The 13,080-nt window shown below is 45.9% G+C and carries 9 protein-coding genes; 2 read left to right on the top strand and 7 right to left on the bottom strand.

Features of this window, described 5'->3' with window-relative positions; genetic code table 11:
* Positions 1–142 precede the first annotated feature (142 nt).
* Both AOT82_RS06560 and AOT82_RS06565 read left to right on the top strand, forming a co-directional pair.
* Entirely contained in the window at positions 143–553 is a 411-nt protein-coding gene (locus AOT82_RS06560; protein WP_071002309.1) for a hypothetical protein, read from the top strand.
* 207 nt (positions 554–760) lie between these two features.
* Entirely contained in the window at positions 761–1,297 is a 537-nt protein-coding gene (locus AOT82_RS06565; RefSeq protein WP_071002310.1) for a hypothetical protein, read from the top strand.
* 36 nt (positions 1,298–1,333) lie between these two features.
* On the opposite strand, the gene AOT82_RS06570 is transcribed toward AOT82_RS06565, so the two are convergent.
* From AOT82_RS06570 to AOT82_RS06600, 7 genes are all read right to left on the bottom strand, one after another.
* The gene (locus tag AOT82_RS06570; protein WP_156770978.1) at positions 1,334–2,191 is read right to left on the bottom strand and encodes a MauE/DoxX family redox-associated membrane protein; all 858 of its coding nucleotides are present in this window, start codon (positions 2,189–2,191) and stop codon (positions 1,334–1,336) included.
* A gap of 465 nt (positions 2,192–2,656) precedes the next feature.
* Positions 2,657–3,412 carry a hypothetical protein gene (locus AOT82_RS06575; RefSeq protein WP_143007400.1) on the bottom strand — a complete coding sequence of 252 codons (756 nt, stop codon included), beginning with the start codon at positions 3,410–3,412 and terminating at the stop codon, positions 2,657–2,659.
* A 200-nt stretch (positions 3,413–3,612) separates the two neighbouring features.
* Positions 3,613–5,679 carry an NAD-dependent DNA ligase LigA gene (gene ligA / locus AOT82_RS06580; RefSeq protein ID WP_071003695.1) on the bottom strand — a complete coding sequence of 689 codons (2,067 nt, stop codon included), beginning with the start codon at positions 5,677–5,679 and terminating at the stop codon, positions 3,613–3,615.
* Positions 5,680–6,025: 346 nt separating this feature from the next.
* Positions 6,026–7,042, bottom strand: a complete 1,017-nt coding sequence (locus tag AOT82_RS06585) for a cell division protein ZipA C-terminal FtsZ-binding domain-containing protein (protein WP_071002312.1) — start codon at positions 7,040–7,042, stop codon at positions 6,026–6,028.
* Positions 7,043–7,257: 215 nt separating this feature from the next.
* Positions 7,258–11,181: an AAA family ATPase gene (locus AOT82_RS06590; protein WP_071002313.1), complete on the bottom strand. Its 3,924-nt coding sequence runs from the start codon at positions 11,179–11,181 to the stop codon at positions 7,258–7,260.
* 66 nt (positions 11,182–11,247) lie between these two features.
* Entirely contained in the window at positions 11,248–12,189 is a 942-nt protein-coding gene (locus AOT82_RS06595) for a hypothetical protein (protein ID WP_071002314.1), read from the bottom strand.
* 12 nt (positions 12,190–12,201) lie between these two features.
* On the bottom strand, positions 12,202–13,077 hold the full coding sequence (locus AOT82_RS06600; protein ID WP_071002315.1) for an STM4504/CBY_0614 family protein: 876 nt from the start codon (positions 13,075–13,077) through the stop codon (positions 12,202–12,204).
* Positions 13,078–13,080 lie beyond the last annotated feature (3 nt).

The raw sequence follows: 13,080 nt of genomic DNA on the forward strand, positions 1-13,080 counted from the left end.
AGTCAGCGATTGGGTAACGAAGCTAATAGGTAATGAACAATTTCTAACACGGCAATACTTCGTTTTCGCTACTATAAGCCTCATATGCTAAACGCATTATTAAGAACAAGTAAATGACACCAGTAATACTTTGGAGAGAATGATGAATACCATCACTAAAATTGCAACTGCCCTACCTGCACTTGCCTTACTGAGCGCTTGTGCCACGACTACTCCCACCACGCCAGAGACGACTGATACCCCTGCGCCAGAAAAAGTCACTGCCGCTTATGACCGTATGGCAGCAGCCCCATATACCTGTACCGATGGCAGCACCATCATGGCAAAACAGTCTATTAACAAAAAACAAGTCATACTCAATGCCACCTTACCTAAAGTAAAATGGACAGAGCAAAAGCTCGTCTTAAACGGCGATGTAAAAGGCGACGTCGCAAGCTATGTCAACGACTCAAATCCAAAAGCGGTCTATGCGTGGCACATGAAAGGTGACAAAGGAATCTTTGCAATGAAATGGGCAAGCGGTCAAGAATATAAAGTAAACTGCCAACTCTAATCAATCAAAGATAAGCAGAGATTTATCAAAAATAAAACAGTCGCCCTTGAGCGGCTGTTTTTTATGCGTGTTCTTTTTACACATCTTCTCTCTGATGATTATGAATATCATCAGTGCTGGTTTGTTTTGCTAGAGAACTATCAGGAAAGCTGTCAAAATAGCCTTTAGTACACATTAATGATGATCAATAGTAAAAAGGATAACCCGATGGCGACGCGTCTGATAACGATGATGGTAATGGCAGCTGCGAGTGTATGGACGCTAACAGGCTGCGATAATAACACCGAAACCCCTAACCAAGCATCTAAAACAGCGGCGACCGCATCAGACTCGTCAATACCAGCAGCCGATGAGATAGACTGGTCGCTAGTCGATAGCGGGACAAAGCCTGCCGATCCCACCAACTATAAGTATCCATTTGCAATCGATAGTCAAAACGTCCGTGACTATGCAGAGTACTTCGATGTGGACGCGGCGACAGCGCAGCACAACCTCACTATCAGTATGGCAAGTAACGAAGCGCTATCCAAAGCCTTGGATCAGCTGAGCGAAACCTATGTCTCACATGAACTGACCGATGGTAACGAGATGACACTGGTCATTCATACCACACCCAATGTCGCTGCCAGTCGCTATGACTATGTGTTATCAGACGACTTTGCCAAAGGGTTGATATTACCTATCGTGATCAAACCAGATGGCAAAAAAGGGGATGCTAAGGCGCATGGGGAAATGACGGAGTAGCTCGATGTATTTATTATGCATCATCAAACCATTTGATTATAATAAAGCGCGAATCAGCATATAACCACCCATACCGAACATCATGACGTTTTCGGTTAAAGAGATCGCGCCCAGTGGGACATTACTATCGCCGCCGACGCAGGCGCATTTTAGCTCACGCTTATCGATATAGACGGCTTTAATAACTGATACCCCGCCTATCAAACCAATGATAAAAGCGACCAGACCCGCAATCGGATTGAGCCAAGGCTGATCGGCAAGCATAGCGATACCGGCAAACGCTTCTAAAAACGGATACACGTAGGCGTAGCGTACCACGCGGCGTGCTATCAAATCATAACCCAAAAACCCAGTGGTAAACCCTTCTAAATCCTCAAGCTTTTTAATCGCCAATACACACATGGAGAGCGCGACAAACCACATAAGCGCTTGTATCGAAAAGACACTAACAGCAAAAGCCCAGCATAATGCCAGTGTCATGAGTGCGGTAACAGCAAATATCGCAATAATGGGCGCGTAAGTGGTGTCGTCTGTCTCGGGTTCGTGATTACCCAAAAATACTTGCAGATCATCATTGCCGCCAACACTCTTGCCATCGATAAAGGTCTGCGGCGTGGTCTTGACCCCAAGCGTGTCTTTGACCAATGTATTCTCATCTTGGGTCGTGATATGGCGATCGATGATATCGTAGCCTGCGTGCTTGAGCGCATCGATTGATTTGAGGCCAAACGGACATAGGTGGTCTGGCATCACCATCCGAAAGATGACGGCAGACTGCCCGCCTTCTTTGCCGATATGCTCGCCTTGTAGAGTGTCGATGAGATGCTGTACTTGCGGACTTTGGCTACTATCTATAGTGTCGGTATTAGATTTATTATTAGTATTGTCTGCCATAACGCGCTCCTTACGTTTTGCTTATTCGCTGCTTGATCATAGTTCTTTTATGACTGTGACTATTATCTTATAAGCATCGGTAAGCGCGATCTGAATCAGTCTTGTTAACTTTGTTAGGTTTAATGATAAGTGGTGGGTTTTTCGGAGGTAGGCTGGTGTTCAGACTATAGTTGAATACTGACTTTGCCAAAGGACTGGTATTACCCATTGAGATCAAGCCTGATGGTAAGAAAGGTGAGTCTAAAGTTAATCCGCATGAGGAATTGGTGGAGTAGGTTTTTAAGTATATGAGATTATGGGTGTGGAAAATTAGTAATTTGTAGGGTGCGCCTCGCGCACCAAAGCATAAATAGGAAACAATAGATTAAAAACCTTTATCTATGCAAATGATTTAACGTTCAGCGATTTATTGAATAATACTTTTAATTCCTAAATAAAGTTCTTAAATGGTACGCGGAGTGCACCCTACTCGACTGTTTTGATCTCTTTACCTATGGCTTTTGCCCAGTAAATAATAGCAAGCTGTTCAATATCTGCTGCACTATAGCAAACATCATAAATATCAAATGAATACTCTCCATAGTTTGATTTAATTCCACTACTCTCTTCGTTCACTACTATCTTCAATAGAGCATGTGAAAGTGTCCGTTTTTCATGAATATCTTCAATCGACTGCCATGGTATATCTAACGTTTGATTGGATTTAATAATTTGTAGTTTTTCTGGTAAAAACCTAAGAGTAGATATTGATACTAATGGTATTTTGTTTTTTTCTTCATCTTTGCCTACTAGATAGCTGAGTATTGCTATGCCAATCGGTATCACTGTCCATATAATGTCAGAAGGAGCAAATGGTTGATTTGTGAACAAGGGCATTAGCCATGCGATAATTAGTTTTGTGCTCAACCATATCATCGATGCAAAGATAGCTATCGTCAATAAAAGTCCAGAGTTGTACTTTTTCGCTACAAATTCGAAACTTGGTAATCTCGATTCAGCCTGAGTATTAGCACTTTTTAAGTGTTGCATGCTAGCACTGATGTCTATTTTTTGAGAGTTGACTGACTTAAATATACCTAACCATTTCAAATAACTCATGACTAAGATAAGTAGTAGTAAAAACGATAAGCTAATACTTCCGGTTAAATATTCGACGCCCACACTTATGCAGGCGATGACAGCTATGTGACGCATTAATTGAGTATAAGTGTAGTATGTCATGGCCTTCCGAAATTTTGATAAAGGTGTTAGTAATTTAAGTCGTAGGGTACGCCTTTCGCACCAACGCATAAATAGGAAACAATATATTGAAAAACACTTATCTATGAAAATGATTCAACGTTCAGCTATTTATTGAATAATACTTTTAATTCCTAAATCAAATTTTTAAATGGTGCGCTGGGCGCACCCTACCGCTAACCTCAGCCCTCAACCAACGCCAAAAACTCTTCCTCACCCACTATCTTAATGCCTAGTTTCTCTGCTTTGGTTAGCTTAGAGCCTGCCTTATCACCTGCCAGTAGCGCAGTGGTTTTTGCCGAGATGCTGCCTGAGACTTTTGCGCCTAGTGCTTGCAGTTTGGCTTTGGCTTCATCACGCGCCATGCTATCGAGCGCACCCGTGATGACCCATGTTTGCCCATCGAGTGGTAGCCCTTCTGAGGCGACCTGCTCGACTTTATCCCAATGCACGCCAGCCGCGCGTAATGCGGTGATGACTTCGATATTGTGCGGCGCGCGGAAGAACTCATAGGTCAGCTCAGCGGTGATTTCGCCAACATCGGGCGTTTTTATCAAGGTCTCAATACTGGCGGCCATCAGACTATCTAAATCACCAAATTGCTGCGCAAAGTTCTGTGCTGTGCCTTCACCCACACCGCGAATACCCAGCGCATAGATAAAGCGCGCCAATGTCGTGTGCTTGCTGGCTTCGATAGCATTAATGATATTCTGGACCGATTTTTCACCCAGTTTTTCAAAGGTGACCATCTCATCCGCATGATTGTGCAACTGATAGATATCAGCAACCGTTTTGATAAGGCCATGCTCAAAGAAGCTAATCAGCCAGCGCTCACCAAGCCCATCAATATCCATAGCACGACGTGAGACAAAGTGAATCAGCGCCTCAGTCTGCTGCGCTGGGCAATACAGTCCGCCTGTGCAGCGTGCCAATGCCTCATCTTCTGGTAGGATGACAGGCGAATCACAGACAGGACAAGTCGAAGGTAGGGTCACAGGTTCAGAGTCGGCTGGGCGCTGCTCGTGCCAAACGCGGGTGACCTTGGGGATGACATCACCTGCACGGTGCACGCTAACCATATCGCCTGCGCGCACGTCCAGACGCTGAATCTCACCAAAGTTATGCAAGGTGACATTGCTGACGGTGACGCCGCCGACTTTGACGGGTTCGAGCTTACCGACTGGGGTGATTTGCCCTGTCCGTCCGACTTGCCATTCGATATCGTTGAGACGCGTCATGACGGTTTCAGCAGGAAATTTATAGGCCGTCGCCCAGCGCGGCTCACGGGATAAAAAGCCGAGCTGCTGCTGCAAGGCAAGGCTATTCACCTTAATCACCATACCATCGATTTCAAATGGCAAATCGGCACGACTTTCTATCACTGACTCATAATAAGTCTGCGCGGCGCGTGGATTGGCGACCACTTCTACAGCGCTGACGGTGAAGCCAAGCTCGGTGAGCCATGCCAGCGCCCCTGACTGGGTGTCTATACTTTCAGGCAGTCCTTGATTGACCGAATAGCCATAAAATGCGAGTGGACGACTAGCGGCTATGGCGGGATCAAGCTGACGTAAGCTACCAGCAGCGGCATTGCGTGGATTGGCAAAGGTTTTACCTTCGCTCGCCTCGCTAAGTCGATTGAGACGCTCAAACCCTGCTTTTGGCATCAGCACTTCACCGCGCACTTCTAACAGCTCGATATCAGCCGCATCGGCGATCCATAGTGGTAAATTGCGAATGGTTTTGGCATTTTGGGTAATGTCCTCACCCGTCTGCCCATCACCGCGCGTGACCGCTTGGACAAATTTGCCATGCTCATATTTTAATGAAACGGCCAATCCATCAAGCTTTAGCTCCATCTCGTATTCAGGGTTTTGCTGCGAGTCGCTCAGGCGATCATTGACGCGGCGCATAAAATCGCGCAAATCATCATACTCAAAGACATTACCCAAGGACAACATTGGAATATCATGCGTGACTTGGGTAAAGGCCGATAGCGGCATATCGCCGACTTGATTGATTGGGCTATCTGGCTGCACTAAGTCCGGATATTCTTCTTCAATCTCAAGCAACGAGCGGCGCAATTGATCGTATTCACTGTCTTCTAAGATTGGATTATCTAGCACATAGTAGGCGTAGTTGTGCTGTTTGAGAGACTCGATAAGCGTGCGCATTTGCGAGACAATTTCTGCATTATTATTGGTGCCGTCATTGGCCGAACTGGCTATATTAGATGTTGCACTTTGCACTTGAGCAGATAGGTTTTTAGAATTATTTGATAAGGTAGCGTCAGTCATAGTCGGGGTCTTTTTTGTCATTCAAGATGACGATATGATAACAAGTTTACAGGATACTCGGATATAGCCAATCCTATATAAATCAGCTACTGTGTCAGGCTCGCTCAGTCTACTATGTGTAGTACTTTCCCCCGCCTTCCTTGTATCTAAATTATCTTGAACCGACTCTAAATTTTTTCAGAAACTATAGCCCATTAAAAAAGGCAAATAACATGAATCGCTATTTGCCTTTTTAACACTCTATAATTGTTTTTAGCAGTTGATTTACTTAGCCTTCGAGCTATTCGCCTTTAAGCTTTTAGCCTTCATAATCACGAACTTGATTACGTAGCTGCTGCTTGTATTCAGACGTGATTGGTTGGTTCTCTTCATCGAGCATAATCGCGTCAAGATCGCTTGCCATCATATAAGCAATGCTCATCATGCTATCGAAGCTGCGCACGGCTTGAGGATGTGGCAATGATAAAAACATAACGATGCCGTTATACGTGTTGGTCGCGACACTATGCGGATCAAAGGGCGCGATACCACTGTCGGTGATACCCATCATACTAAACCACAGCATACCCGTGCCGTCTTTTTGCTCGTAGCGATGGAACATATTCATCGCGCCATAGCGTAGACCATATTTATCAATCAATGCTAGCAGATCATGACCACGGATAATCGCGGTTGGACGATCGCGATATTGGTGCGGCAAGATGGTGATATTGATGTTGTCTTTGGCATTGATCAAGGGGCCGTTTTGCGCATCATCGCCTGACTCTGATAAATGCTGATCCAGTATCGGGCTGTTGTTGTCGAAGCTTGGCTCTTCTGCCGTGTCAATCGATGGCATCAAGCTATCTGTTGCCGACATGAGGCTAGAGAATGCATCAGGCTCTTGCTCGATATGCATCTGCTCAGCCGCCTCTAAAAACTCAGCGTTATCAGCGCGACGTTGCTCTTCTTGCCAGCGCGCATAGTCCTCATTGTCGACGACGTCATGATCTTCATCTGCCATAGTGTCACGCTCAGCAGTCAGCTGGGGATCGACGTTAGTATGAGTCTGCGTCAATGGCTCTTCTTCAACGACCGCATTCAGATAAGTGCGGTCAGGGCCAATGCTCGTCTCGCCAGCAACCGTATCATCAAAGTCTGGCTGATCAACGATATTGCGCTCATGACGCGGTATGATGGGAATACCGTTTTTATCATAATTGACCGCAGCAGCTTCAGCACCATTACGGCGCTTAAAACTGCGAATGACCATAAACAGCCCTGCGAGCACGATAAACGCGGCAATGGCAATCAATACAAACTGAATAGCGGTCATGATAAATACATCCTAGTATATATAACAAAAGGGAATACACAAACGAGCATAAATGGCAATATTCTAGCATGGCTGACCCATGTCGTCACCACATTGTGTACTTTATAACCAGTATGCTGGACTGAGGTCAAGCTTATTTGTATTTATGCCGATGGATTGATTATATTTGCATCGCTTTGATTCTCATAGCGCTTTTAATTTTGGCTTTTTTGGTCTTAGCTCTCTACATAACGCGCGGCTTCATCAAGCGACACACTGACTAGGGTAGAAATACCTGCGCTTGGCATGGTGATGCCTTTTAGCTCATCGGCAATCTGCATCGTCAGTTTATTATGACTGATAAAGATAAACTGCAAGTCATCTGCCAACTCATGAATGAGGCTAGTAAAACGCGCAACATTGGCATCATCGAGCGGCGCATCGACCTCATCAAGCACACAAAACGGTGCGGGATGCTGCTTAAATATCGCAAAAATCAAACTCAATGCGGTCAGCGTTTTTTCACCGCCCGAGAGTACGGCTAGGCGGCTATTGCGCTTGCCTTTTGGCTGCGCCATCAAGGTAAGCCCTGCCCGCCATTGCTCCGACTTTGGCGTATTGGCTGGCATCTCGTCTGTGTTCAGTGTCAGACTGGCTTGCCCGCCGCCAAATACTTTAGCAAACAAATTGGCCAGCTCATTATTGACCGCATCGAGCGTCTGCATAAATAGCGTCTTGGTCGTCTCATCGATCGAAGCAATCGCTTCAGTCAATGTCTGCATACTGGCGGCGATATCAGTGGTCTGCTGCGCAAGTGGCTCCAAGCGCTCATTGACCTCGGCCAACTCCGCGACAGCAGCAAGATTGACAGCGCCAATCTTACTTAATTGCTGCGCAAGCTTGGCGCGCTCGGACGCAAGCTCAGCGATTTTGTCTGGGCGCACACGGCGATCATGAGCGATAAAGTCTGCCAGCAAGTTTGAGACACTCATGGTTTGTTGAGGCTGTTCTGCTTTCGTTTTGTACTTCTCACTCACTTGAGTATAAGCATCTAGAGCGCTTTGTGTATGTGAACTGGCATCCTCCAAACGCGCGGCACTTAATGCTAACTCAGTTGCATGCTGTGCAAGTTCGCTTTGCTGCTTCTGCAAGGTATTTTGCAACGTATCAAATGCCGTCTGCTGCTCAGCATACGCTTGTTTTAGTGCCGTGAGCGCGCTATCACGCTCACTCAATAACGCTTGCTGCTCATCGCGCGTTGTCTGTGCGCTATGCAATGCGGCTTGCAACGTTGGTAATGTGCTCTGCTGCTTATCATGGCGCGCCTGTAGACTCTGCTCATTCTCTAATGACTTGTCATATTGCTCGGTTGCACGAGCCAGACTGCTAACGCTATGCTCTAGGCGCATCTCATGCTGCTGAATACGTAGCTGCAGTGCCTGCCAAGCCTCATCATCGGCTTGACGTGCGCGGTGTAGCTCGCTGCGCTCAGATTGTAATTGCTGATTGGTCGCTCGTGCTTCTACTATTTGCGGCGTGAGTGTGGCGATCTCGCGTTCGATATCCTGCTGCTCATGAAGAAGTGTCTGCGCCTCATGCGCAAGCTCTTGCTTTTCTTGCTCAAGCGTCACTTTGTCAGCATTTAGGCGTTGGCTGTCTGCTTGCAAGCGCTCAGCGTTGGCGCGATCGGTCGTCAGTTGCTGCTGGTATTTATGCTTATCACGGGTTAATTGCTCAGCTTGGGCGCGCGTTTCTTCCAAACTGACTATCAACGCATCATAATCGCGCTGGTGTTTTGCGATGGATTTTTGCTGATTGTCGATGCTCAACTCTAGCTCACCGAGCAGGTCCTCTAGCGTTTGCAAACGCGTGCGCTGCGCCAAACGCTGGGTGAGAAACTGACTGCTGCCCTCGCTTTGATCGTCTTGCGCGCCCGCAAGCTTACTCAAATTAAGCGTGCCTTGACAACTAATGACCCAACCATCAGCAGTCAGTAGAAGCGCTGATGACGGTAATGACTTTAAGACATCGGCAAACACGTTAATATCATGCTCACTAGTAGACTCAAACTGCGCTGTGTATAGATAACACTGCTGCCATAGCGCAAGCACAGGCTGCGCAATCAGCTGTGATAATGGCAATACTTTATCAGTTAAGCTCTCTGGCAAATCGCTGATAAAGGCACTGTCTCTGGTTTTATTTTGCTTCGCAGGCAACCATAGGCTATGACCCGTTGCTAGTGTTTTTTCTTTTGTACTGGCTGAGGTGTTTTGTATGGTTTGATAAGTAATTAAATCAGTAATGTCATCTTCAAGTGCTTGCCACGAACTCAAACTATTGGCTTTTTGATCCGCATCATTCACATGGTCAGCACGGCTTGCAATTAATACATGGCTATCTAGCCATAACGCTAAAACACTATCGAGTAGCTGTGCGTGCGCTTGGCCTGTCGCGCTCAGCTCAATCTGTTCACGCAGCGTCGTAATAGCCAATTGCTGCGTATTTACAGCGCCACTATCGGTGTTATTTGTTGCAGCTGCTTTGTTTTGAGAGTTTGATATAGGTTTTGGATGCAATATCTGATGCAAAGTGTCGTATTCACCTGCCAGTAACGCATGACGTTTTTCATCATCGCTCAGCTCGCGTTGCTGCGTGTTCAGTCGCTGCTGCAAATGATGCGCTTGCGGCTGTATCTCAGACAGACGTTCATCCACCCCTTCTTGCTGACGCTCAATCTGCTGTAGCTGTTTGCTCAGCTTAGCGACTTGCTCTTCTAGCACCTGATGCAAGTCTTGCTCGTCCGCTGCCTGACTTGCATCAGCACTGGCACTAACAGCACTGGCAGATGGGGCTATAGACTGCTGTAATTGCTGCCAGAGGTTTTGCCAATTTTGCGCGCGGCGTTGCCACTTATCATCGCTTTGCTGGTGACGCTTTTGTGCTTGGGTATTAATCGCCTGCTGCTGCTCAAGCGTCCGAGCCTTATCTTGCAAGCGTGACAGCTGGTTTTGCGCATCATGCCACGCGCGCTGCAATGGCTGCTCATGACGCTTGTGGTTATCACGCTTGTCGCTCAGCTCAGCGAGCTGTGGGCGTAACCTCTCTAATGCTTGCTGCTGCTCAGCTTGTTCAGTGTTAAGCCGCTCGATATCAGCGAGTGATTGCTCACGCTGCTGCGCTAAGTGAGACAGTTGCTGCTCAATGGCTGCCAGCTGTGCAGTGGCATCACTCAGTTGATGCTCGGCAGTTTGGTAACTCAGCTGCTGCTCGTAATGCGCGCTTTGGGCATCATCTTTGAGCCATTGCTCTTGGTTAATACGAGCGGTGAGCTTGTCTTGTTGCGCTTTTAGCGTGTCATAATCCGCTTGCAATGTCGATACTTCAGCCGTACTGCGCTCATGTATGATTTTTTGCTGCTGCTGATTGTGCTTGGCTTGGTAGAGCTGCTGAATGGCAAGCTGCTGCTCAATATCAGCCAAGCTTAGTGAGATTTCCTCATAACGCTGCGCGCTCGCTGCCTGTTTGGACAGTGTCTTTTGTTGGCGGAGCAGCTCGCTTTGCATATCGTGCAGACGCGCCAGATTGTCTCTTGTCTTCTCAAGCTTTTTTTGCGTTTCTTCACGCCGCGCCTGATAGCGCGACACCCCAGCCGCTTCTTCGATAAACTCACGCAGCTGCAAAGGACTTGACTCAACAATCCGCCCAATCATACCTTGCTCAATGACCGCATAACTACGCGCGCCCAACCCTGTTCCCAAGAACACATCGACCACATCGCGGCGACGACAGCGCGTACCATTGATAAAGTAATCTGAGCGGCCGTCTTTATTGACCTGACGGCGAACGGACAGCTCTTGGTACAAGTTAAGCTCATGGCGAATGCCCGTTTGCTCATCTTGGGTATGCTCAAAGGTCAGCTCGACACTCGCCACACTCTTAGCCGTTTTGTCTTGCGTACCAGCAAAGATAACATCGCTCATCGCCCCGCCGCGCAGCTGCTTGGCAGAGGTCTCACCCAGCACCCAGCGTATGGCATCAATCACATTGGATTTGCCGCAGCCGTTTGGCCCGACAATGGCGGTGATACCATGGCGAAAGGTAAAGGTCGTTGGGTTGGCAAAAGATTTGAAGCCTGCCAGCTTTAGGGATTTTAAGCGCATGAATAGTCAGTTGATATGGCGAAAACAGGCGGCTATTCTACCTGAAATTGTTGTAAGTTTTTAGGGTTAAACGTCTAAGTGCATAAACGATTTTGACTTCAGGCTTTGATGAAACCCTCGTAATAGTTTTTGCTCCACTTGGCTGACCTCGTTTTCTGCTAAGTAGCGTTGATTGAACGCAATCAATGCTGACCACGTGATACTGGCCACTTGCAGATGATCGACGATGTCTAACAGCTCTGGTCTTAATAGATGCTGATATTTTTTGGGTCTTTTGTGACACAGCGCCAGCTCTCGGTCGGCTAAGCGCTGCTTGTTGTGCTCTAGCTCACTGCCGCCGATGAACAACAACAAAAACTTAGCCCCTTTATCAATAAAGCCTTTATCAAGTAAATGCTCATACATCACGCAGTACTTGAGCAGCTGATCTGGGTTTTTTCGACCATTAAATTTCAATTCATTGGCTACCAGCATATTCGCCTGATGGTTGTAGGCCAAATTGTCCATATACATTGCTTTTAGCTCTGTGCTGGCCTCAAACAATCCACTGTTGCCATGGGTTGACCACGACCCATTTGGCTCAAAGGTGATGAATTGCTGATAAAATGAGTCTAAGTAGACATCACTACATAAACTTAAAAAGATATCGAACTCTTTGTTGAGATACTCTTCAGAAAAAAACATGACACGGCGGGTGGCCTCTCTCGGATGACAGATACCGACCCTTTGGGATGAATAGGTTTCTAATTGCTCCGTGTCATGCATTTTTGCGTTGAGCTTTTTGATAATGGCGTGTTCAATCTCTTCTACACTTTTGCCTGCTAGCTCAGGCTGGGTAGCCCACTCAATGATTTGGCGTACATATTGCTTTTTGGTGATACCAAGAATTTGCTTGGGCTCCCACGCCAAAAACTCTACCATATTGGTAAGACCAGTCGTCCATGATAGCTGATCTTTCAAGTGCCTCACCGAGCCAAAGACACGGCGATATTTTTCTGCTGCTTTCATACTAATAATGTCTCATGGTTTACATACTAGGTTTATTCTATTTAACCTTTCTTCTGCTTTGATTAAAAATACAATCGTAGACGCTGTCATGTGTAGCACATACTGAATAAGGTGTTCAGGAACTTCTATCTCATCATTACCTTTGCCATGACCACTAAGTTTATTTCGAGGTGTACCTATGCTTGAGATAAGCATATTACCTAATGAATTAAAATGATCAGTCCAAAATTTTGGTATCAGTTCATTAGCTAGACAACAATCAATAAGCCTCTTTGAAGTATCTTTTTTGCCATATTCCCAATCATGTTTATCTAGTATGATTTTCATGGTACTTTCAAATGCTTTAAGACAATCTGTTAGAGCGGCATCGTAACGACCATGACGATAATGTTCGTGGGCGTTTAAAAACTCTTCTTGAGCACCTCTGTATGTAGGGTTACTTAATAACTGTAAAGCGGGTTTGACCGCTTCAGCATGAATAAACTCAGAGTCCACTCTAACGATTTGACCGTTTTCATATTGATAACCTACACCGTTTTCAAGAAATCTATGATTTAATTCATTTATAGTGTCATCTAAATTTATGTTGACTTCACGTCTATTTTCTTTAGAGAATTTTGATATTGTTTTCATCATCAGTTCTACTACACTTAATGCCTTTTCCGCACACTCTTCCTCCAAAAAATATTTATAAATACTTTCAAAATAAATAATCAGCCCTTCTACGTTGCTATCATCTTCATTCAACTTAAAAACACCAGTTTCCTTGCATAATATTTTGTAGCAATTTTTTAAGTATTCACGATTTAGGGTTAATTGACTCCAATTAATACCAGATTGATCTTGACCTATTGTTTCGTTCCAAATATGAACAATTTGTATAGTCAATTC

Source organism: Psychrobacter sp. AntiMn-1, assembly GCF_001854065.1.
Lineage (GTDB): Bacteria > Pseudomonadota > Gammaproteobacteria > Pseudomonadales > Moraxellaceae > Psychrobacter > Psychrobacter pacificensis.

Bases quoted from the DNA above. Each gene is read 5' to 3' on its own strand.
- AOT82_RS06560 (WP_071002309.1), top strand. From the start codon at position 143: ATGAATACCATCACTAAAATTGCAACTGCCCTACCTGCACTTGCCTTA.
- AOT82_RS06565 (WP_071002310.1), top strand. From the start codon at position 761: ATGGCGACGCGTCTGATAACGATGATGGTAATGGCAGCTGCGAGTGTA.
- AOT82_RS06570 (WP_156770978.1), bottom strand. From the start codon at position 2,191: ATGGCAGACAATACTAATAATAAATCTAATACCGACACTATAGATAGT.
- AOT82_RS06575 (WP_143007400.1), bottom strand. From the start codon at position 3,412: ATGACATACTACACTTATACTCAATTAATGCGTCACATAGCTGTCATC.
- AOT82_RS06585 (WP_071002312.1), bottom strand. From the start codon at position 7,042: ATGACCGCTATTCAGTTTGTATTGATTGCCATTGCCGCGTTTATCGTG.
- AOT82_RS06590 (WP_071002313.1), bottom strand. From the start codon at position 11,181: ATGCGCTTAAAATCCCTAAAGCTGGCAGGCTTCAAATCTTTTGCCAAC.
- AOT82_RS06595 (WP_071002314.1), bottom strand. From the start codon at position 12,189: ATGAAAGCAGCAGAAAAATATCGCCGTGTCTTTGGCTCGGTGAGGCAC.